We start from the raw sequence: 21249 nt of genomic DNA, 5'->3' as shown, positions 1-21249 counted from the left end.
CGACGAGGACACTTTCCCAAAGTATTTTTGCAGAATATTTTTGGGAAATCCTGGAGCGGTCCGCTCAGGACCCCGGCCCGGCCCCCCGCCTCGCCCGGAGCACCGCCACCACCTCACGGCACCAGTCGCGGTTGGCGCGCTCGAAGTCCAGCCCCCGACGGCAGGTGAGGTAGGGGCCGACCCGCGCCCCGCGCAGCAGGAACTCCGCCTCGTCGCGGTCGCCGCGCATGACGCGCAGCAGCTGTTCGAACGACGCGGCCTTGGCATCGGCGAAGGCGGCCCGCTCCAGCAGCCGCCCGATCAGCACCTCGGAGTCGAGGTGGTCGGCCGCCTGCACCTTGACCAGCAGGTCGTCGCGGAGGAACGAGGGCTTGGCGGCGGCCGCAGCGAACCGCTCCAGCTCGGCCAGCCCCTCGCCGGTGACGCGGAACAGCCGCTTGTTGGGGCGCGCCTCCTGGACGACCTCCCGCCCGGCGACCAGGCCCTCCTTCTCCAGCTTGGCCAGCTCCGCGTACACCTGCTGCGGCAGCGCGTGCCAGAAGTTCGCGACGCCCACCGCGAATGCCTTGGTCACCTGATAGCCGCTCAGCTCCTCGTCGAGCAGCGCCGCCAGCACGGCATGACGCAACGCCATCGGACCGCCTCCCTCTCTCCCGCACCCCGGCGCACCCCTGTCCGGAACACCGGGCCTCATGATAGTCATGAAACTGACTAGTCACTTTCATGACTATGCAGAGCGTCCCAGCGAGGACGCACCTCATCGAGGAGGACCCATGACCACCGCAGTGGACCGCTTCCGCGCCGCCGTCGACAGCCGCGACCTCAGCGCCCTGGACGATCTGTTCACCGAGGACGCCCGGCTCTACAGTCCGGTGAAATTCAGCCCGTTCGAGGGCAGGCCGATGGTGCTCGGCCTCTTCGGGGTCCTGCTGCGCACCTTCGAGGACTTCCGTTACGTCGGCGAGCTCGCGGGCACCTCGCAGACGAGCGCCGACGGGACCGAGGCCCCGTCGGCGGTCCTGCTCTTCCGGGCGACCGTCGGCGGCCGGGAGATCCACGGCATCGACCTGCTGCACCTGGACGAGGACGGGCGGATCAAGGAGTTCACCGTGATGGTCCGCCCGCAGTCCGCAGTCCACGCGCTGGGCGAGGCCGTGCTCGCTGGCCTGGTCGCCGACGGACTCGTCCCCGCCCCGTAGAACCCCGCCCCGTAGAACCCCGCCCCGTAGAACCCGGCCCCGTAAGACCCGGCCTCGTAGAACCGCCCCGTGACACCGCTGCGCGTCAACGCGCCCGCGCGGCCTCCAGGGCGTCCGCGACCAGGCCCAGGAACCGGGCGTGGTCGCGGGGGCCGTAAAGGGGCTCCGGATTCCACGGGACGACGGGCGTCGGGCGGGCGTCGCTCCCCCGCAGAGCGTCCAGCGAACCGGCGTGGGCGCGGATGTCGGTCAGGATCACCTCGGGGCGCAGGGCGAAGGTGTCCGACCGGTCAAGCGTGGACCAGTTCGCGCCGGAGCCTTCGGCCGGTTCCACGACCTGGACGCCCAGTTCGGTGAGGACGCGCAGTTCCGGCCACATCCGGGGGCGCGCGACATGCGCCTGGTCCGGCCCGGCCGGAGAGAGGGCGAGCACCCGGGGCGCGTCGGCGGAGGTGGCGACAGCGCGCAGCCGGGCCCGGGCGGCGTCCAGGTCACGGTCCGCGTCCGCCCGGCCCGCCGCGCCGAGGGAGCGCGCCAGTTCGGCGAACCGGTCGCCGATCTCGGCGAACGTACGGGCCTGACTGACGTCGATGACGACCACCGGGACCCGCTCCTCCAGGGGCTTGGCGGCCTCCGGGGCGAGCCCGTAGACATGACCGTTGCCGTAGCTGACGGCCACCACGAGGTCGGGTCCGGCACTCAGCAGCCGCTCCACGTCCAGACCGCTGCCCGCACCCACGTAGTCGACCTCGTCCAGCGGCAGCGTCCCGGCCTTGGCCCGGTCGGGGGCCGGGCCGTCGTGGTCGGAACCGAAGATTCCGACCGGCCGGACGCCGAGGTCCCACAGGGTGGCCCCGGCCTGGACATAGGCGAGCACCCGCTCCGGCGGCCGGGGCGCCGCCGACTGCTGACCCCGGTCGTCGGAGAACCGCCATTCGCTCTGTTCCGTCACGTCACACACGCCCCTCCGCCGCCGACTGCCGTCCCGCTCGTCCGAGTTCGTACAGGTGTACCTGCCCACCTCCCCGCCGCCACACCCCTCCGGCCAGGGAACAAACGCACTCACCCGGTATCCGGAGCGGCGAGCCGGGCGGCGTCACGGAATGTTAGAAAGTAGGCACCCTCGGTCAACCGGGCAGTGCCCTGAGCCGGCCCCTTCCGGACGGAGTCGACTCTCCCCATGCGCCCGACCCTCCTCAAGGCGGCTCTGGCCGCTGGCCTCGCATCGCTCTGCGCGGCCTCCGCGTGCGCCCCGGCACCGGCTCCGCCGCGCCCGGCGACAGGGGCGTCCGGGGCTGCGCGGTGTCCCGTGGTCGACGTGCTCGCCGTCTACACCCCGAAGGCGGCGGAGCGGGTCGGGGGCGAACACCGGGTGCCCGCCTCCGCCCAGCGCATCGCGACCAGGATGAACCTCTCCCTGGCGGCGGGCGGACTCTGCGGCATCATCCGGATCGTCCACCCCTACACGGCGTCCGGCTACGGGGGTTCGGAGGAGTTCCGTGCCGCGTACGCCGTCCTCAAGGACCACGCGTCGGCGGGGCTCGGGCGCCAGGTCCACGAGCGGCGCGCACGGTACGGCGCGGACCTGGTCACGCTCGTCGTGGACCGGCCGGAGCGGGGCGGCGGAACAGCGGACTACACGCCCGCGCTCGACGCTTCGACCCACGAGTATGCCTACGCGGTCGTCGACGTCGACGGCATCGAACTGGATTCGGCGAGCCACGAGATCGGCCATAATCTGGGCCTGGCCCACGACCGTACGACGCTGGCGGGCAACGCGGGCGGCTCGATGAACGTGAGCAGGACCCGCCCGTACAACACCGGCTGGATCACCGAGGACGGGAACCACTACACGATCATGGCGTACCGCTCGGCGTGCGGCGATCACTGCCGGCGGATCAGCCGGTTCTCCAGTGCGACGGGCACCTGGAACGGGCGCCGGCTCGGCGACGCGGACAACGACGGTGTACGGGTGCTGCGCGAGACGATGCCGATCGTGGCCGGATACCGCGAGCGTGACTGACCGGCCCGACGCCCCCTAAGTGCTTGTCGTGCCGGAAGAGTCCCGCCCGGGCCGGTCCAGTTCGACGTTGAACTGCGCCCCGGCCAGCAGGGCGAGGTTGGCGAACCACACCCAGATCAGGAAGACGACGAGTCCGGCGAGCGAGCCGTAGAGCCTGCTGAAACCGCCGATCCGGGTCGCGTACAGCGCGAAGCCCGCCGAGGCGGCGAGCCACAGGAACGCGGCCAGCACCCCGCCGGGCAGGCCTCGCCGGAAGCCGCGCGCCGGGCGCGGTCCGGTACGGAAGAGCACCAGGATCAGGCAGGCGACGAGGCACAGGAGCACCGGCCATTTGAGGACCGCCCAGACGGTTTCGCTCTCGTGGGGCAGGCCGGAGCGGCGGCCGAGCCAGCGGGCCAGGGGGCCGGTCATGACCAGGGCGAACGCGCTGGTCATGAGCAGGACGAGCAGCCCGATCGCGGAGGCGACGATGATGTGCGCCTTGCGCAGCGCCGGGCGGGTGTCCTGGACGCCGTGCATGGCGTGCATCGCCCGCCGGAACACCGCGAGGTAGCTGCACGCCGACCAGACGGCGCTCACGCTGCCGGTCGCCACGAGCACCCAGACGGCGGTGCGCTCCTGGGTGGCCTCCTCCAGCGGGCGGCGCAGCGCCTCTCCGGACTCGGCGGGGGCGAAGGCCGTGATGTCGGCGATCAGGACCGCGGTGGCGTCGGGATTGGCCAGGCCGATCACGGACACGGTGACCAGGAGCGCGGGGAGCAGCGCGAGGATGGCGTAGTACGTCAGGGCGGCGGCCCAGTCGGAGACGTCGTCGTTCCACAGCGAGACCGGGGTGCGGCGCAGGGCGGTCAGCCAGCGGCGCGGCGGGCCGGTACGACCGGCGGCGGGGGCGGTGTTTTCCGCGGGTGCGGCGGTCTGGGTGGGCAAGCTGGTCCTCCGGGGAGGTGGGCGGGCGCGGCGGGCGGTACGGCGGGTCCGTTCCCTTTCCCGGACGCGCCGACGCTCTCGATCCTCTCCTGCCGCGTCGGCCCGGATGCACACCCCTCTCCGGGCCCCGGGCGGGTGCGTCAGCCCTGGACTGGCCGCGGCTCAGTCGTTGACGGCCGTGAGGAGGACCACCGCGTCCTGGAGCGCCAGCAGCCCGTGCCGTTCCTGCGGGATCGGGTGCAGGGTCCCGGCCGGCAGCTCGGCGTCCCCGGAGGCGGCCGTGAGGCGGACCGTGCCGTGCAGGACGAGGAGGGAGGCGGCGGGCGGGGCGTTGTGCTCGTCGAGCGCGGTCCCCTCGGTGAGGGCGATCACCGTCTGCCGCAAGGGGGGCTCCTGGAGCAGGAGGTGGGCGCTGCGGCCGTGCGCGGAGGCGCGGGCCGCGGCCAGGTGTTCCTCGGCGAGTGCGTTGAGGTCGTCCATGTGCCCACTGTGCCGCAGCCGTGGCAGGCCCGCGATCCGCCGGGCTCAGCCGGGTGCCTTCGCGGTGGAACACCGCCGGGCGGGCGGACGAGCGGGGCCGGTGAGCGGGGGTACGTGGCGCGGTCGCCGCTCACCGGCCCCGACGGCAGGCCGTCAGAGGCCGCCGGTGTACAGCAGCCGGTCCGGCGAGCCCTGGCCGAGTCCCGAGAGCACGTCCGGGGTGGCCGTGTCCGTCAGCCAGCGCCTCACGGCGGCGGGCGAGGCCGACGGGTTCTCCTCCTTGTAGAGCGCGGCGACCCCGGCGACGTGCGGGCTGGCCATGGAGGTGCCGTTCAGCGAGACGGTGCCGCCGCCGAGGCGGGCGGAGACGATGTCGGAGCCGGGGGCGTACAGCTCAAGGCAGGAGCCCCAGTTGCTGAAGGCGGTCTCCCGGTCCTGCCGGTCGCTCGCCCCGACCGTGACCACACCGTGAGCGCCGGCCGGAGAGACGCCGCAGGCGTCGCGGTCGTCGTTCCCGGCGGCCACGACGGGCAGCACGCCCGCGTGGGCGACGGCCTCGACCGCCGCGTCGACCGCGCGGGAGCGGGCCCCGCCGAGCGAGGCGTTCAGCACGGCCGGTGTGTCACTGCCCGCCGCGTCCCTGGCGACCCAGTCGAAGCCTGCGAGGATGCCCGCCCAGGTGCCCCGGCCCCGGCAGTCCAGGACCCGGACGTTGACCAGTGAGGCGTCCTCGGCCACTCCGGAGGTGGCGCCGCCCGCGGTGCCCGCGACGTGGGTGCCGTGCCCGTTGCAGTCCATGCCGTCGCGGCCGTCCCGGACGGAGTCGTAGCCGTTCACGACCCGGCCGCCGAACTCGCTGTGCGCGGCGTCGATCCCGGTGTCGACGACGTACAACGTGACTCCCCGGCCGGTGGCCGTGGTGGTGAAGGTGCCGTCCAGCGGAAGGGTCCGCTGATCGATGCGGTCGGTGCCCCAGCCGGCCGCGGGGGCCCGGAAGAGGTCTCCCGCCCTGGGCGCGTCCACGCCTACTTCGGCGTTCTCCTCGACGGCGAGCACCCCCGGTACGGTCCGCACCGCTTCGAGTTCGGTGGCGGTGAGCGTGGCGGCGAAGCCGTGCATGACATTTCCGTACGTGAACAACGGGCGGAGCCCGAACTCCTTCAGGACGGCGTCCGGCGAGAGTTCGGGCTCCAGGGTGACGATGTACTGCCCGGGCACGGCCCGGGTGGACCGCTCCACCGGGACCCCTTGCGGTCCGGTGTCGGCGGAAGCCGGGGCGGGGGCGGCGATCAGCGGGGCGATCAGCAGCAGGGCGGCCGTGGCCCAACGGGCGGGCAGGCGCATGCATTCTCCTCGGGGTGGGGAATCCGTTCACGGATCGGGTGCATCCGCGAAGTGCGAACACCCGTTCCTTCGTCCCGGCCCGTCGGGCGCCTTAGCGGGTTCAGCCGGACAGCGCAACGCTCGGGATCAGCCCCAGCCGGTCCAGATCGCGTTCGACGTCCGCCCGCGGGTCGTGGCGCGCCCAGCTGCCCACGGCCACCTCGGCGGTGATGCCGGGGCCGAACCCGGCGATCAGCCCCTGCGCGGACTCGGCCGCGCCCCCGTCGTCGAAGAGCCGCGCCAGGGCGTCGAAGACGACGGAGCTGGCGATGTTGCCGCGCTCGGTGAGGGTGGCCCTGCTGTACCGGAACATCTCCGGCGGCAGCTTCAGGAAGTGGCACAGGTCGTCCAGAATGCGCGGCCCGCCCGCGTGGACGATGAAGAAGTCCATGTCCGGTACGGACCAGCCGTGCAGATCGACCAGGTCCTGGAGCACCGGGGCCAGCATCTCCATGGTGCCGGGGACCCGTTTGTCGAGCAGGAAGTGGAACCCGGTGTCGCGGACCGCGTAGGAGATCCAGTCCTCGGTGTCGGGCACCAGGTGCGAGCCGTTGCGCTCCAGGCACATGCCGGTGCCGCCCTGCCCCCGCACGACGGCGGCGGAGACGGCGTCCCCGAACAGGCCGTTGGAGAGCAGCGATCCGACGCCGATGTCGGTGGGCTGGTAGCAGAGTGAGCAGAACTCGCAGGAGACGATGAGGACGTTGGCCTCGGGATAGGCCCGGCAGAAGTCGTGCGCGCGGTTGATCGCCGCGCCACCGGCCGCGCAGCCGAGCTGCGCGATGGGCAGCTGTCTGGTCTCAGGCCTGAACCCCATGGTGTTGATGAGCCAGGCGGTCAGCGAGGGCATCATGAAGCCGGTGCAGGAGACGTAGACGATCAGGTCGATGTCGGCCGGTTCGGTCTCGGCGTGGGCGAGGGCCTGCCGGACGACTTCGGGGACCCGGGCCTTGGCCTCGGCCTCGTACACCTGGTTGCGCACCTCGAAGCCGGGGTGTCTGAGGGTCTCCTCGACGGGCTGCACGAGGTGCCGGGTCCGGACGCCGGTGTTCTGGATGAGCCGCAGGACGAGGTCGCGCTGCGGGTGCCCGTGATGGGTCTCCCGCGCCAGCTCCAGGGTCTGCTGCATCGTGATGACGTGCTCGGGCACAGCGATGGCCGGTCGGCACAGGGTCGCCATGGGTTCTCCTCGTTCTCTGAAGCGGAGGCTCTCGTCACCGTGCGCTCGCGTCACCATGTGACGGGCAGGGCGAGGGGGTAGCGCCAGATGGACGTCGTGTTCCACCCGATGGTCTCGGGCGACGCGTCGAGGCGCAGGCCCGGGAAGCGGGCCAGCAGGGTGGCGAAGGCGACCTCCAGCTCCATGACGGCGAGCGGCGCGCCGAGGCAGTGGTGGGCGCCCCAGCCGAACGTCATGTGCGGGATGGCCGGGCGGTCGGGGTCCAGCTCGTCGGGGCGGTCGAACTTGGCCGCGTCCCGGTTGGCCGTCAGATAGGACACGTGCACCACGTCGCCCGCCTTGATGGTGACCCCGCCGAGCTCCACGTCCTCGGTGGCGATGCGCGGGATGCCGACGCCCTTGCGGAAGGGGATGTACCGCAGCAGCTCCTCCAGGGTGCGGGGCAGCCGCTCCGGTTCGGCCCGGAGGGGGTTCAGCAGTTCGGGGCGGGTCAGCAGGGTGTAGGCGATGTTGCCGAGCTGGTAGGTGGTGGTGTCCTGACCGGTGATGAGCAGGACCATCGCCATGACGGTCAGTTCGTCGTCGTCGAGCAGTTCGGCGCCGTCCCGGGCGGTGGCCAGGGTGCTGATGAGGTCCTGGCCCGGGGAGCGGCGCCGGTCGGCGGTCAGTTCGCCGAAGTAGCCGCGCAGTTCGGCCTTGGCGCGGATGGCGTCCTCCTTGTCCGCGGCCCCGACGGTCATCATCGTCATGGCGTGGGCGCGGAGCCAGGGGCGGTCGGCCTCGGGGATGTCGAGCGCCTCGCAGATGGTGATCAGCGGCAGCGGTGCGGCGACACGGGCCATGAAGTCGGCCGGGGAGCCCGCGTCCGCCATCTCGTCGAGCAGCCGGTCCACGACGCGCTGGGTGCCGGGGCGCATCTGCTCGACGCGGCGCGGGGTGAAGCTCTTGGCTACCAGGCTGCGCAGCCTGCTGCTGGCGGGCGGGTCCATGAGGTTGATGGACTCGGCCTGGACGATCGGCTCCGGGGTCATCCGGGGGAAGTCGCGGCCGAGGACGGCGCCGCGGCTGAAGCGCCGGTCGGTGGTGACCGTCCGGACGTCCTCGTAGCGGGTGACGAGCCAGGCCTCGCCCTCTCCGTAGGCCATACGGATGCGGGACACCGGCTCCTCGGTCAGCAATTGCCTGAGCTGGGGGTCGAACTCCAATTGCCGCGCGTAGTCGAACGGGCAGCTCCGTACGGATTCCGTGTCCTGCACCGAGGTGTTCTCCACCGAGGTTCTCCCAATGACCGCTTCGAGAATGGGGCGTGCCGGATCCGGGCCCGGGACCAGACCTCCCCTGTGTCCCCCATCGGGTCTCGAAACATGTCAGTCATCCTCCGCAGTGAACCCGATCAGCGGGGGCGCGCGCTCCGGCGCTCAGGCGGTGGTCACCTGGGCCTTCACACGGTGGCGGCCGATCCACGGCGGGGGTGATCGTCCAGATCCGGTCGCCGGCCACCGCGGTGGCCCCCTCCGCCCCGGGCGCACGCCCGGGGCACACTCCTGTGCCCCGCCCCCGAGCCTGCCTCGCCCGGAGGTTTGCGCGGTGATCATTCCATCGTTCAGGTGAAGCGGCCCGGGCTTCCTCGTGCCCGGCCCCTGTCGGGGCCGACAGTGGGCGGGCGGACCGGGCACCTGGCTCCGGTCGCAGCGCACAGTCGCGGAGAAAGGTGACGGATCCATGAGCACTGAGGCCACCAGGCGCGTCGCACTCGTCTTCTCCCTGCTCGACGCCAACGCCAACGGTGTGCTGGAAGCGGACGACTTCGACCTCATGGCCGACCGCGTCGTGCGGGAGGCACACGGCTCGGACCCGGCGGCGAAGGACGCGATGCGCGCGGCGTTCCGCCGGTACTGGACGACCTTGCGCACGGAGCTCGACGCCGACGGCGACGGGGAGATCAGCTTCGAGGAGTACACCGCCTGCGTACTGTCGCCGGAGCGGTTCGACGCGACCATCGGCGTGTTCGCGGAGGCGCTCGCCGCGCTCGGGGACCCGGACGGCGACGGCCTGATCGAGCGGCCGCTCTTCGTCGCGCTGATGACCGCCATCGGTTTCGAGCCCGCGAACACCGACGCGCTCTTCGACGCCTTCGAGCCCTCCGACGGGGACCGCATCCGGGTCGAGACCTGGGTCGAGGGAATCAAGGACTACTACGCCCCCGACAAGACCGGCATCCCCGGAGACCACCTGGTCGTCGGCACCCCCGTCTGACCCGCCGCCCCCGCAACGACGACGAAGGAGCATGGTTGAAACCGGTCATCGGGCTCGCGGTCGGCCGCGGAACGGGTACGGAAGTGGCCGCCGTCTTCGAACGGGTGCTGGGCGCACTGGCCCGGCTCCACGGAACGGAGATCGGCGTGCTGCGCTCGCCCCGCACCTACCACTCGTACATATCGCTCAGGGCGGAGGGGGGCGTGGAGGCGGTTCGCCGGCTCACGGAGGAGGACGCCGGGCACTACGAGCACTTCTGCCGCACGCAGGCCGCACTCGGCACCCGGGCGGTCTTCCGCACGGCGATCAACGCGCAGTCCCTCTACCTCGTGAGGCAACGGCTCCAGGCCGTGAAGGTGGACGCCCTGCCCCTCGGGAGCGGGTCGTCGTCGCTGCTGCTGGTCCGCGATCAGGCACAGGGCTTCTACACCGGTGAGAACCACCATCTGGACGGTGTGGTCCGCCGGACCATGGAATTCAGCCGGGATCTCACCGAGAAGGTGCTCTCCTACGCGGTGGAGCGGGCCTGGCGGCAGTGGCCCGACGCGGGTCCGGCGCGGGTCGTCATGGCGTACAAGTTCCATCTGCTGGACGGTGTGCTGGATTCCTGGGTCACGGACATCGCCGCCCGGTACGACGTACCGGTGGGGCTGTTCCAGCCGGACACGGTCAACCGCAACCTGATCGCCCACGGGTTCGGTGACCGCACGGTCGTCGTCGCGGGCAACGAGTGGGCCGACATCATGCACGTCGTCCTGCTGGACCGGTTCGGCTCCGACCGGCAGGAGAACCGCTGCACGGAGAACGTCCATCTCCATCCCGACGTACACGGGCTGACCGAGTACCAGACGGTCCACGGCTCCGCCGACGACCTGGAAGGGCTGGACCGGGTCAATCCGGTGGCGACCGTACGGGCAGCCGCGGCGATCGCACAGCGGTACGGCGGCTGCGAGGGCGCGGTGGGCGAGGCCGAACGAGCGCTCGCCCTGCTCGCGGAGGGGGGCGTCGGTACGCCGGACGTCGGCGGGCGGCACTCCACCACCGCGGTGGTCGACACCCTGCTGGAGGCGCTGAATTCCCAACAGCCAGTACGAGCAACCCCGTTGGCCGTGACCGTACGGGCCGACGCCTCATGAGCGCGCCGGGCGGGACCGCGCTGATCGTCGTCGATCTCCAGAACGACTTCTGCGCGGGCCCGCTCGCCGCGTCCCGCTACCCGGGCGATCCGGCCCGGCTGGAGCGGGTCACGGCGAACGCCGCCCGGGCGATCGCGGCTGCCCGGGCCTCGGGCGCGGAGGTCGTCCACGTCCGCTTCCTCGGGGACGCCCGCTTCCAGGGCCCGGGCTGGCGGCGGCGGGACGCGGTGCTCGGGAAGCGGCCGAAGTGCCTGGAGGGCTCCTGGGGCGCGGAGTTCGCCGACGGGGCGGAACCGGGGCCGGGCGAGGCGGTGTTCACCAAACGGGCCTGCTTCGACGCGTTCCTGAGCGACGGTTTCGAGCACCACCTCCTCGACCGGGGTGCGGACCATCTCGTGTTCGTCGGGCTGTTCGCGGACGTCTGCGTGGACTCGACGGCCCGCACGGCGTTTCAGAAGGGCTTCCAGGTGACGGTGTTGCGCGACTGCACCACCGCGCTGCACCTCGCCGACGAACAGATCCTGAGCTTCATGGCCCGCCTGTACGGGGCCCGGATCACCACCGGTGACCAGGTCGGGGTGTGGTCGCGCCACCCCGGAGAGGAGGACCTGTGCCCGATACCGCCCGGCAGGACAGCGGCGTCACCGGAGGCGTCGGGCTGACCGCGCTGATGGTGGCCGCCGCCCGGGCCGTGGAGTCCCACCGCCCCGACGCGCTGGCCCGGGACGTCTACGCCGAGCACTTCGTACGGGCGGCCCGGCCGTCCGCGCGGTGGCCGGTGCGTCCGGACCAGGTGCCGGACGGGGACGCCGATCCGCTGTGGGGGCGGCTGGGACGCTACTTCGGGCTGCGGACCCGGGTCCTCGACGACTTCCTGCTCCGGCAGACGTACGGCGGCGTCCGGCAGGTCGTGCTGCTCGGGGCCGGTCTGGACACCCGGGCGCTGCGCCTGGACTGGCCGCCCGGCCGCACGGTCTTCGAGATCGACCAGGAGGAGGTCCTCGCGTTCAAAAGGGCGGTCATCGACGGACTGCCGAGAGAGCGGCGTGCCACCCGTGCCACCCGCGTCACGATCGCCGCCGATCTGCGCCTCGACTGGGCCGGGGCCCTCACCGGGGCGGGATTCGACCCGGCCTCGCCCGCGGCCTGGCTGGCGGAGGGGCTGCTGCTCTACCTTCCCGGGGCCGCCGAGCGGCGGCTCGTCGCCACGGTGGACGCGCTCGGCGCGGCGGGCAGCGCGCTCGCGTACGAGGCGAAGCTCGGCATCGAGTCCGCGGCCGTCCGCGACAGCCCGGTCTACGCGGCGGCGAAGGAGCGCATCGGCGTCGATCTGCTCGCCCTGTTCGACGGGGAGCCCCGGCCGGACTCCGCAGCGGACCTGGCCGGGCGGGGCTGGTCCACGACGGTCCACACCCCCTTCCACTTCACCCGTCGCCATGGGCGCGGCCCCCGCCCGGAGCGCCGTGACGCGCTGGCCGCCAACCGGTGGGTGTTCGCGCACAGGCCCCGGGGCTGAGACGGCCCCGGGTCAGCCGGTGAGCAGGCCGGGGCTGACCGCCAGGGCGGCGAGGCGGCCCCGCGGGTCCGGGACGAGCCGGCGTTCGGTCAGATCCAGAACGCCGGCCACTCCGGTGATCTCGGCCGCCACCGTGCCGTCCTCCTTGATGATCTGCTGCTCCAGGGTGAACGTCTTGCCCGTGCCGTAGTCGAACCGGCAGGTGACCCGCACCCGCTCACCGCCCCGCAGCTCGCGGCGGTACTTGACGGTGACCTCCAGCTGCACCGGCCCGATCCCGTCGGCCAGCAGCTTCTCCTGGGGCAGTCCGGCGGCCCGCAGCAGCTCCCAGCGGGCGTGTTCGGCGTACTGGAGGTAGACGGCCTGGTTGAGGTGGCCCTGGGTGTCGAGTTCGTAGCCGCGCACGGTCACGTCAACGGAGAAGGTCATGACCGTGCGAACGCCCGAGCGCGGCGGGGCATTCCGGGAGGTCGGCGCGGCGGGCCCGTATCCGACCATGTTCGCCGCCATGACGGCGTACGACACCATCAGCCGCGGCCTCCACGTTCCCGCACGGGTGACCACCAGCGGGTCCGCCTCGGTGCGCCGCACCCTGGCCCACCGCATCCGGCGGGACCGGCTCGGGAACGAGAACTGAGCCGCAACCGGGGCCTCCCCTCTTTCCCCCTCGGCCGGTTTCCGTGAAATGCCGTTTCCGGGGTATCCGACACCTCAGCCAGAAAGCTCACGCAACGGGGTGGCAGCGATGAACGACCGCATGCTGATGACACTTTCGCCGGACGGGGGGACCCGTACCGACTACGTCTGCCGGCCGGAGAAGGCCGCCGACGCGCGGGACGCGGTCAACAGCTTCGCCGCACGGCTGCACCCCGCACCCGCCGCGCATGTGGTCCAGGACCTGCTGCTCCTCGTGTCGGAGCTGGTCACCAATGCCATCCGGCACGCGGGAGCCGTCACGACCCTTCGGCTGACCGCCGACCGCAGGGGCGTCCGCGTCCGGGTCACCGACCCGAGCCCGGCGCATCCGCAGGACCGGGCGCCCGACCTGACCGGCCGGACCGGCGGGTTCGGCTGGCCGATGATCCAGCGGCTGGCCCAGGAGGTCCGGGTCCGCGAGGCGGCGGGCGGCGGGAAGGTCATCCTCGCCACCGTGCCGCACTGACTCGCCACCGTGCCGCACCGGGGAGACGCGATCGCGCCCCGCCGAGCAGACGCGAGGGCGCCCCGCAGCGGAGATGCGACCGGCCGTGCTGGGCAGATCCGGCGGCCGAGCCGTCGGCGGCGGGCGCCAATCGTTACGTATCGGTAGAATTTCGGGCATGGGAGAGCGGCCTGCGACCCCGACTGCGCCCGAACTCGTACTGGAGACGGATCTCGGCTCCACGGTGATGAGTCCGAGCCGGGACTACCATGTCGGGCGCGACCCCGAGAGCGACATCGTCATCGACGACGTCCGGGTCTCCTGGCACCACGCGATCCTGCGCCCCGACGCCGGCCACTGGACGCTGGAGGACGAGGACAGCACCAACGGCACGTACACCGACGGCCACCGCGTTCACGCGTCGGACGTCGGCGCGGGCAGCGTCATCCGCTTCGGCAGTCCGAGCGACGGCCCCCGTGCCGTGCTGGTCGGGCTGGAGCCGCCCGCCCCAGCGGTCGCCCCGGACCGGCCGTCGGCCGTCTCGATGCCCGCGGCGACCGGCACGTTCCGGCAGCCGACCACCGTACGCCCGCTGCCCGCGAAGACCCTGCGGATCGGCCGCGACGCGGGCAACGACCTCGTCATCGACGACCTCGTGGTCTCCCGGCACCACGCCGAACTGCGGGCGCTCGCCGACGGCCGTCACGAGATCGTCGACCTCGGCAGCCACAACGGAACCTTCCTCAACGGCCAGCCGGTGGCGCGCGGACCCGTCGGCCCCGGGGACGTCGTCGGCATCGGCCACTCCGCGTTCTGCCTGGTCGGGGACGTCCTCCAGGAGTTCGTGGACACCGGCGAGGTGTCACTCGACGTACAGGATCTGGCGGTCACGGTCGGCCGGGCGGGCAAGGGCGTCAAGACCCTGCTGGACGGCGTCTCGTTCCCCGTCGGCGAGAAGTGCCTCCTCGGCGTGGTGGGGCCCAGCGGCGCCGGGAAGTCGACCCTGCTCAACGCGCTCACCGGGCTGCGCCCCGCCAACAGCGGCACCGTGCTCTACGACGGGCGCGACCTCTACCGCGACTTCGCCGAGCTGCGCCAGCGCATCGGGCTGGTCCCGCAGGACGACATCCTGCACTCCCAGCTGACCGTGCGTAAGGCCCTCGGTTACGCCGCCGAGCTCCGCTTCCCGCAGGACACCGCGAAGGCGGAGCGGCAGGCCCGGGTCACCGAAGTGATCCAGGAACTCGGTCTCGAACAGCGCGCCGACCAGCCGATCCACTCCCTGTCCGGCGGCCAGCGCAAGCGGGTGAGCGTGGCTCTGGAGCTGCTCACCAAGCCCTCGCTGCTCTTCCTCGACGAACCGACCTCCGGACTCGACCCCGGCATGGACCGTTCCGTCATGCACATGCTGCGCGGGCTGGCCGACGACGGCCGTACGGTCATCGTGGTCACGCACAGCGTGCTCAGCCTGGAGGTGTGCGACCGGCTGCTCGTCCTGGCGCCGGGCGGCCGCATCGCCTACTACGGCCCCCCGGAGGACGCCCTCGCCTTCTTCGGCTTCGAGGAGTGGCCGGAGGCCTTCGAGGCGTTCGAGAACGACCGCGACCGGGACTGGGCGACCACCTACGCGGGCTCGCCCTTCCACCGGCAGTACATCGTGGGCGCCTCGGCCCAGCCCCATCTGCCCCCGGCCGCGCCCGGAGCGCTGGTGGCGCCTCCCCCCAAGACCCGTAACTGGGGCGCGCAGTTGCACACCCTCGTCCGCCGTTACGCCTCCGCCCTCGGCGCGGACCGGACGTTCCTGATCATCATGATCGCGCTGCCCTTCGTCATGGGCGCGATGGCCCGAGCGCTGGCGGGCAGCCGGCTCACCCAGGAGACGGCGATGAACGCCCTGCTCATCCTGTGCGTGGGCGGCGTACTGACCGGCGCGGCCAACGCCGTACGGGAGTTGGTCAAGGAACGGGTGATCTACCAGCGGGAACGTGCGGTCGGCCTGTCCAGATCCGCCTACCTGATGTCGAAGATCGTGGTGCTGGGGACCGTCACCGTCCTCCAGGCCGTCGTACTGACCCTGGTCGGTCTGGTGGGCGTCGATCTCAACGCGCCGGGCGGCGAAGGGGTCTTCCTGCCACCCCTGGTGGAGATCACGCTGGCCGTCGCCCTGTTGTCGTTCACCGCGATGATGCTCGGTCTGCTGGTGTCCGCGCTGGTGCGCAAGGAGGAGGTGACGATGCCGTTGCTCGTCCTCCTCGCGATCGTCCAGGTGGTCTTCTGCGGCGCCCTCCTCAAGTTGCACGGGGTCCCCGGGGTGGAGCAGCTGTCCTGGCTGGTGCCCTCGCGGTGGGCGCTCGGCGCGATGGCCGGGACGATCGATCTGGCGCGGATCGTGCCGGGCGAACTGACGTCCGACCCCCTCTTCGGGCACTCCGCAGGGGTCTGGCTGCTCAACATGGGCATGCTGGCCCTCCTCTCGCTCGTCTTCGGATACGTGGTCGCGAAACTGCTGAGGCGGCACGAGCCCGCGGTCATGCGGAAGTGAGGCGGTTCCATGGCGACGCCGGAGTTCCGCCCCACGCATGTCGTCCCTCCGGACGGGCTGCCGGCCTGGGAGGCGCCCGACGCCTCCCGGCCCACCGACCCTCTGGACGCCCTGCTTCCGGTGCAGTTGCTGGACCGGCGCGGGGACTGGGCGTACGTCGGCTGTTCCAACGGCTGGTCGGCTTGGGTCGACGGACGGCTCCTCGTCTCCGTACCGCAGACGCCCCCGGCCCCCGGGCAGCCGCTCGCCCGCACCGCGGACCCGCGACCACTGCTGGCGAGGGCGGAGGAGTCGCTGAGCGAGTACCGCCGCGCGGCCCAGGACCTGGCCGAGGGCCGCAGCGACGGTGAAGCCTTCCGGCAGCGGACGCGGGGGCGGCGGGTGGGGGTGGTCGTGGACGGGGAGTCGGTGTGGCTGTACGACGCGGAGCACGAGCGGTGGGTGTTCTGCGACGGGACGCAACTGAGTACGTACGCGGCGCAGTCGGGGCCGGGAGCGAGCCAGGAGGGCGCGGGCGGGGAGGGTGCGACTCCGGAGAACGCGGGCGGCGCGGGGGCACGCGCCGCGGGAGCGACACCGGAGGAAGCGCGCCATGCGGCGGCGGGCCGGGCCCGTGACGGCGGCGGCCCCGGGGCCCATCCCGCCGAGGAGGGCCCCGAACCTACGCGCGTGGTTCCGGCGGAAGGACCCGAACCGGCCCACGTCGTTCCGGCGGACGGACCCGAACCCACCCGCGTGGTCCCAGCCGAAGGCCCCGAACCCACCCGCGTGGTCCCAGCCGAAGGCCCCGAACCCACCCGCGTGGTCCCAGCCGAAGGCCCCGAACCCACCCGCGTCGTACCCCCCGACGCCCCCGAACCCACCCGCGTGGTCCCAGCCGAAGGCCCCGAACCCACCCGGGCGGTCCCCGTAGCCGGGGCCGACGAGCCGCGTGGTGGCGGGGCGTCGGGGAACGCAGGGCGGTGACCGCCGATGACGCCGCCGCCTCCGCCCCCGCCGCCTCCCCCGTCGCACGAGGCCTCGCTGCCCACCGGGCGGGACGACGATCTCGTCGGCAAGCGGATCGCGGGCTACCTCGTGGAGGCCGAGGTCGGCCGGGGCGGTATGGCGGTCGTGTACCGGGCCAGGGACCTGCGGCTGGACCGGACCGTCGCGCTGAAGCTGCTCGCGCCGGAGCTGGCCCGCAACGACACCTTCCGGCAGCGGTTCACTCACGAGTCGCGGGTGGCGGCCGCGATCGACCACCCCCACATCGTGCCGGTGTTCGAGGCGGGTGAGACCGAGGGGCTGCTCTACATCGCCATGCGCTATGTCGCGGGCGCCGATCTGCGTGTCCTCATCGACCGGCGCGGGCCGCTGGACCTGACGGCCGCCGTCCGGATCGGCGCGCAGGTGGCCTCCGCGCTCGACGCGGCCCATGACCACGACCTGGTGCACCGGGATGTGAAGCCGGGGAACATCCTGGTGGCGGCGGGTACCGACAGCGACCATCCGGAGCACGTGTACCTCACCGACTTCGGGCTGACGAAGAAGTCGCTGTCGCTGACCGGGTTCACCACGGTCGGCCAGTTCGTCGGCACCCTCGACTACGTGGCGCCGGAACAGATCTCCGGGCGGCCCGTCGACGGGCGGTGCGACGTGTACAGCCTCGCCTGCGTCGTCCAGGAGACCCTGACCGGAGCGCCCCCCTTCCAGCGGGACGACGACATGGCCCTGCTGTGGGCTCATCAGTACGATCCGCCGCCCCCGCCGAGCGGGCTGCGGCCCGGTCTTCCGGCCGCCATCGACGGCGTGCTGGCGAAGGCGCTCGCCAAGGCCCCGGATGACCGTTACGAGACCTGTCTGCGGTTCGTCGCCGCGCTGCGGGCCGCGGCGGCCGGGAACGGGCCCGGGCAGCACGCGCCGACCCGGGTGGACGTACGGGCCGGTTCGTGGTCGGCGGCCTCCGCGCCGCCGCCCCGGCCGCCGCGCTGGGCCGCTCCGGTGTTCCCGGGCGACGGCTGAACAGGCACCGGCTGAACAGGCGTCAGGGGCTGAACAGGTCAGGCTGGACTGGCAGCGGGCTGGACTGGCAGCAGGCTCGGCTGACGGCAGGCTGGACTGGCCGGCGGCGCGGCTCGGTTACCCGGGGAGGGGGTCAGGCAGGCGGCGGGCTCTCGTCCGGGATCTCGCCGCGCCGGTGGACGCGGGAGGCGGCGAGGCCCCCGAGGAACCCGGTGACCAGGCCCCAGAGCACGGCGAGGCCGAGGGCGGTCCACAGTTTCGGGCGCAGTGACACCTCACCGCCGAGTCCGCCGCCCAGGTCGCCGAGCCCCATGAGGGACAGCCCGTAGTGCGCGGAGACCCGGGCGGTGAGGCAGATGAACAGCACGGTCAGGGCGAGCGCCGCCGCCATGTGCACCGTGTGCTGCCACAGGCGCATCCGGGCGGGCGAGCGGGCCGCCATGAGGAACGCGGCGCCGAGCAGCAGCAGCGTGGCGGCGGCCACGAGCCAGCGGACGCGCCCGTCCTGCGCGGCGAGGGTGGTCAGGTTGAGGGTGGAGAGGTCGGGGGTGCGCAGGACGGTGTCGAGGACCTGGGGCATCGGCAGTCCGAAGGGGCCCTCGACCTTCCCCTCCCAGGAGGCACCGAGGCCGAGGGTGAACGCGAGCCAGACCAGGTTGGGAAGCCCGAGGAGGATGACCGCCGCGGTCTCGGCGGGGTGCCCGTGCGTGATCATCACGACGAGACCGGCGACGACGCCGAGCGCGACGCACACGAGGAGCAGCACCACCATGGCGAAGGCAGCCGGGCGTACGGGTTCCTGGAAGCGCACGAGCCGGGGCGGCAGCGGAGCGCGGCGCGAGACGAGCAGGGCCAGGACGAGGACCCCGGCGAGCCAGAGGAGCCCGAAGACCAGGGTGAGGGGGATCTCCGCCCGGAATCCGACCTCGGGCGAGCCGCCCAGGAGGTCCCCGGCACCGCTGCCGGTGAGTTCGTCGGCCGAAAGAGTGAAGGTGTGCCGGGCCACGAGCGAGAGCACGATCAGGGCGACGATCCACAGCGCGGCGACCCGGCCCGCCCAGCCCGCCAGTTCGCGGGTGCCCGCCACGGCCCGGTGGCGCAGCGGGCGGAGGAATCCGCGGGCGACGAGAAAGGCTCCCACCAGGGTCACGGAGAGCGGGAGCACCGAGAGGTCGGCCTGCGTCCCCACGAGGGGGCCGGCGTCCCCGGAGAGTCCTACGGAGCCTCCGGCCGCCATCACCACGACCGCGGCGACGACCGCTGGAAAGGCCCCGCCGGGCAGCCCGGACGCACCGGCGGCCCACAGACCGAGGGCCGCGGTCGCCAGCATGGCGAGCACGCCGGGGAGGACCGCGACGAGCGCGGCGCGCCAGCCGTGCGGGGTGCGTGCGGTGTTCCTGTCGTTGCTCGCGCGGACGTTCACACTGCCACGCTAGGCAGAGGCCGGACGCCGTGCCCCCCGAAAGAACCGGTCCCTCCCTCCGCTTGCGGGGACCGCCCGGACGGGACACACAATGAGGCGATATGCCCCGGATGACCGATCGGTGCTCGTGCGGCAACGACATGGGTGCCCCGGTACGGAAACGGAACCCGGCACGGGTATCCGGGGCGGGTACCGACGTCGGGAAGAAGAGCCCGTGAGTGTCCAACCGCCGTCATCCGGCCGCCCCGCAGGACCACCCTCCGGCCCGCTCTCGGGCCCTTCGCAGTCCGGTGGTCCGACGCCTCCGCCTCCCACCGTGTCCAGTCCACCGCCCGGCCCGCCCAGCGGTGACGACCACGGCGGACCGGGCGGCTCCGGCGGTTCGGGGGACGGCGGCGGCTCCGGCGGCGCGGGAGGTTCCGGCGGCGCGGGCGGAGGCCCCGGGCACGGCTCGGGCGCCGCTCCCGGTTCCGGCCCCGGGCGCCCCTGGTGGCGTTCGGCCCCCCGGATCGCGGCGATCGCGACAGCGCTGGTGGCGGCGGTCGTGCTGATCGTCTTCCTGACCCGGCCCGACGGCGGCTCGAAGGCGGGCGGCGAGGTGTTCCTCCAGGCGGCGGGCTCCTCGGGGCCCGATCCGTTCACGGAGTCCACGGCCAACGACGACGCGTCCGAGCCCGGGACGGCGCCGCCCTCGAAGGAGCCCAGCGGGACGGCGACCGGCACCCAGGTGACACGCGGGGTCGACGGCGCGGCGCCCGGTCTGTACGGGGGCACCCGCAAGGTCGCCAGCTGCGATGTGGAGAAGCAGATCGACACGCTGACGGCTGCCCCGGACAAGAACCGGGCGTTCGCCTCGGTCCAGGACATCGAGCCGTCCGCCGTCCCCGGCTATCTGCGCGACCTCACCCCCGTGACGCTCCGGATGGACACCCGTGTCACCAACCACGGCTTCCGGGACGGCGAGGCGACGGCCTATCAGGCGGTACTCCAGGCCGGTACGGCGGTCCTCGTCGACGACCGCGGCGTGCCCCGGGTCCGCTGCGCCTGCGGCAACCCGCTGCTGCCGCCCGTCGCCCAGGACAGCACTCCGCGCACGACGGGGCAGGCCTGGCCCGGTTACCGGGCGTCGGACGTGGTCGTGGTCGAGCCGTCGGCGAAACCGGTGAAAGAGTTCGTGATGGTCGACCCGGAGAACGGCGACTGGTTCGAGCGGCTCGCCGGCGACACGGGCGACGGCGACAAGAAGACCGATCCTCCCGAGGACGCGTCCCCCTCGCCCTGCCCGCCGGGATCGCGTGACGACCAGGACCGGCCGTGCCCCCCGTCGGATCCCTCCGCCTCGCCGGACGAGCAGACGTCACCGCCGGGTGAGGACCCGGCGACCTCCGAGCCCCCGCCGGACGACCCGGCGACCTCAGAACCGCCCCCGGACGACCCGGCCACCTCCGAGCCGCCGCCCGCCGACCCGCCCGGCTCCCAGTCGGCCCCGCAGCCCCCGGCGCCCGGTTCGCCGAACCCGCAGGCCCCCGAGCCGCAGACGGAGGCACCAGCGGCGGCCGCCCGGGCCTGAGGGCTGCCCCGTAGTCACGCTGATCCGCCAGGGATGACGGGAGCCCTGGGCTGTGTCCGGAAAGTCGCGCCTGGACCGTGGCTTTCCGGACGCCCGCCCATCAGCCGCGTCGCCGACACCGTGGGACAGCCCTCAGAGGGTCTTCACCTCCACCGGGGCGCTCGTCGGCGCCTCCGCCCGCTTGCCCGTGCGCACTCCGGCGGCGGAAGCGGCCGCGTGCAGGGAGCGCAGGGCGACCAGCAGGAGTCCGATGTCATCGAGGTAGACGGGGTCCGGCAGCAGGTCGACGGGCGACACCGTGTAGATCACGGCCGCCCAGACGAGCGCCTTGCTGCGCAGCGGAATCCCGGAGTCCACCAGCAGTTTCCTGGCCTTGAAGACGCGCACCAGCAGCACGGCGGCCAGAACCAGGGTGATCAGCGCGGCCACGGCGGCGACAACGAGCCAAGCGGTTGTGTCCATGGCTCAT

At 72.8% G+C, this 21249-nt stretch carries 21 protein-coding genes and 1 pseudogene; 12 read left to right on the top strand and 10 right to left on the bottom strand.

Annotated elements, in window-relative coordinates:
• Nucleotides 1-64: 64 nt before the first annotated feature.
• A complete protein-coding gene (locus ACZ5WC_RS23230) occupies nt 65-634 on the bottom strand; it encodes a PadR family transcriptional regulator (protein WP_468542586.1) in 570 nt (189 codons plus the stop codon).
• Between the two features lie 139 nt (nt 635-773).
• Here ACZ5WC_RS23230 and ACZ5WC_RS23225 point away from each other — a divergent pair, with 139 nt between their 5' ends.
• On the top strand, nt 774-1199 hold the full coding sequence (locus ACZ5WC_RS23225) for a nuclear transport factor 2 family protein (RefSeq protein WP_468542585.1): 426 nt from the start codon (nt 774-776) through the stop codon (nt 1197-1199).
• An 85-nt stretch (nt 1200-1284) separates the two neighbouring features.
• Here the strand turns inward: ACZ5WC_RS23225 and ACZ5WC_RS23220 are convergent, their stop codons facing one another.
• On the bottom strand, nt 1285-2151 hold the full coding sequence (locus ACZ5WC_RS23220; RefSeq protein ID WP_468542584.1) for an ABC transporter substrate-binding protein: 867 nt from the start codon (nt 2149-2151) through the stop codon (nt 1285-1287).
• 228 nt (nt 2152-2379) lie between these two features.
• Here ACZ5WC_RS23220 and ACZ5WC_RS23215 point away from each other — a divergent pair, with 228 nt between their 5' ends.
• A complete protein-coding gene (locus ACZ5WC_RS23215) occupies nt 2380-3222 on the top strand; it encodes a M12 family metallo-peptidase (RefSeq protein WP_468542583.1) in 843 nt (280 codons plus the stop codon).
• 15 nt (nt 3223-3237) lie between these two features.
• Here the strand turns inward: ACZ5WC_RS23215 and ACZ5WC_RS23210 are convergent, their stop codons facing one another.
• The 5 genes from ACZ5WC_RS23210 to ACZ5WC_RS23190 form a co-directional block, all read right to left on the bottom strand.
• Entirely contained in the window at nt 3238-4149 is a 912-nt protein-coding gene (locus tag ACZ5WC_RS23210) for a YihY/virulence factor BrkB family protein (protein ID WP_468542582.1), read from the bottom strand.
• Between the two features lie 162 nt (nt 4150-4311).
• A complete protein-coding gene (locus tag ACZ5WC_RS23205; RefSeq protein WP_468542581.1) occupies nt 4312-4629 on the bottom strand; it encodes a cupin domain-containing protein in 318 nt (105 codons plus the stop codon).
• 153 nt (nt 4630-4782) lie between these two features.
• On the bottom strand, nt 4783-5973 hold the full coding sequence (locus tag ACZ5WC_RS23200; protein WP_468542580.1) for a S8 family peptidase: 1191 nt from the start codon (nt 5971-5973) through the stop codon (nt 4783-4785).
• A 100-nt stretch (nt 5974-6073) separates the two neighbouring features.
• Nucleotides 6074-7249, bottom strand: a complete 1176-nt coding sequence (locus tag ACZ5WC_RS23195) for a type III polyketide synthase (RefSeq protein ID WP_468542579.1) — start codon at nt 7247-7249, stop codon at nt 6074-6076.
• Entirely contained in the window at nt 7243-8463 is a 1221-nt protein-coding gene (locus tag ACZ5WC_RS23190) for a cytochrome P450 (RefSeq protein ID WP_468542578.1), read from the bottom strand. Before ACZ5WC_RS23190 ends, ACZ5WC_RS23195 begins: the two co-directional genes overlap by 7 nt.
• A 451-nt stretch (nt 8464-8914) precedes the next feature.
• Between ACZ5WC_RS23190 and ACZ5WC_RS23185 the strand changes: the two genes are divergently transcribed.
• Genes ACZ5WC_RS23185 through ACZ5WC_RS23170 form a run of 4 tightly spaced genes read left to right on the top strand, consistent with a single transcriptional unit; the run spans nt 8915 to nt 12100 of the window.
• Nucleotides 8915-9448, top strand: coding sequence for an EF-hand domain-containing protein (locus tag ACZ5WC_RS23185; protein WP_468542577.1), 534 nt, complete (start codon nt 8915-8917; stop codon nt 9446-9448).
• Nucleotides 9449-9483: 35 nt separating this feature from the next.
• Nucleotides 9484-10584 carry an isocitrate/isopropylmalate family dehydrogenase gene (locus ACZ5WC_RS23180; protein WP_468542576.1) on the top strand — a complete coding sequence of 367 codons (1101 nt, stop codon included), beginning with the start codon at nt 9484-9486 and terminating at the stop codon, nt 10582-10584.
• Nucleotides 10581-11246: a cysteine hydrolase family protein gene (locus ACZ5WC_RS23175; RefSeq protein ID WP_468542575.1), complete on the top strand. Its 666-nt coding sequence runs from the start codon at nt 10581-10583 to the stop codon at nt 11244-11246. The genes ACZ5WC_RS23180 and ACZ5WC_RS23175 overlap by 4 nt, the downstream gene beginning before the upstream one ends.
• A gap of 8 nt (nt 11247-11254) precedes the next feature.
• On the top strand, nt 11255-12100 hold the full coding sequence (locus ACZ5WC_RS23170) for an SAM-dependent methyltransferase (protein WP_468542707.1): 846 nt from the start codon (nt 11255-11257) through the stop codon (nt 12098-12100).
• Between the two features lie 12 nt (nt 12101-12112).
• On the opposite strand, the gene ACZ5WC_RS23165 is transcribed toward ACZ5WC_RS23170, so the two are convergent.
• Entirely contained in the window at nt 12113-12529 is a 417-nt protein-coding gene (locus ACZ5WC_RS23165) for an acyl-CoA thioesterase (protein ID WP_468542574.1), read from the bottom strand.
• Here ACZ5WC_RS23165 and ACZ5WC_RS23160 point away from each other — a divergent pair.
• The 5 genes and pseudogenes from ACZ5WC_RS23160 (at nt 12528) to ACZ5WC_RS23140 (ending at nt 17787) form a co-directional block, all read left to right on the top strand.
• On the top strand, nt 12528-12737 hold the full coding sequence (locus ACZ5WC_RS23160) for a hypothetical protein (RefSeq protein ID WP_468542573.1): 210 nt from the start codon (nt 12528-12530) through the stop codon (nt 12735-12737). The genes ACZ5WC_RS23165 and ACZ5WC_RS23160 overlap by 2 nt on opposite strands.
• 108 nt (nt 12738-12845) lie before the next feature.
• Nucleotides 12846-13262, top strand: a complete 417-nt coding sequence (locus ACZ5WC_RS23155; protein ID WP_468542572.1) for an ATP-binding protein — start codon at nt 12846-12848, stop codon at nt 13260-13262.
• A gap of 157 nt (nt 13263-13419) precedes the next feature.
• The gene (locus ACZ5WC_RS23150) at nt 13420-15783 is read left to right on the top strand and encodes an FHA domain-containing protein (protein ID WP_468542571.1); all 2364 of its coding nucleotides are present in this window, start codon (nt 13420-13422) and stop codon (nt 15781-15783) included.
• Nucleotides 15784-15792: 9 nt separating this feature from the next.
• Nucleotides 15793-16527, top strand: a pseudogene (locus tag ACZ5WC_RS23145) (SH3 domain-containing protein); the annotation flags it as partial.
• Nucleotides 16528-16755: 228 nt separating this feature from the next.
• Nucleotides 16756-17787, top strand: a complete 1032-nt coding sequence (locus ACZ5WC_RS23140; protein ID WP_468542570.1) for a serine/threonine-protein kinase — start codon at nt 16756-16758, stop codon at nt 17785-17787.
• 133 nt (nt 17788-17920) lie between these two features.
• Here the strand turns inward: ACZ5WC_RS23140 and ACZ5WC_RS23135 are convergent, their stop codons facing one another.
• Complete coding sequence (locus tag ACZ5WC_RS23135; protein WP_468542569.1) at nt 17921-19210, bottom strand: streptophobe family protein; 1290 nt, start codon at nt 19208-19210, stop codon at nt 17921-17923.
• A 214-nt stretch (nt 19211-19424) separates the two neighbouring features.
• Between ACZ5WC_RS23135 and ACZ5WC_RS23130 the strand changes: the two genes are divergently transcribed.
• Nucleotides 19425-20780, top strand: coding sequence for a DUF6777 domain-containing protein (locus ACZ5WC_RS23130; protein WP_468542568.1), 1356 nt, complete (start codon nt 19425-19427; stop codon nt 20778-20780).
• Nucleotides 20781-20912: 132 nt separating this feature from the next.
• Here ACZ5WC_RS23130 and ACZ5WC_RS23125 read toward each other — a convergent pair whose 3' ends face one another.
• On the bottom strand, nt 20913-21242 hold the full coding sequence (locus tag ACZ5WC_RS23125; RefSeq protein ID WP_468542567.1) for a YkvA family protein: 330 nt from the start codon (nt 21240-21242) through the stop codon (nt 20913-20915).
• Between the last annotated feature and the right edge of the window lie 7 nt (nt 21243-21249).

Source organism: Streptomyces sp. NPDC033165 (assembly GCF_055577965.1).
This window is presented reverse-complemented; position numbering and strand designations above follow the sequence as displayed.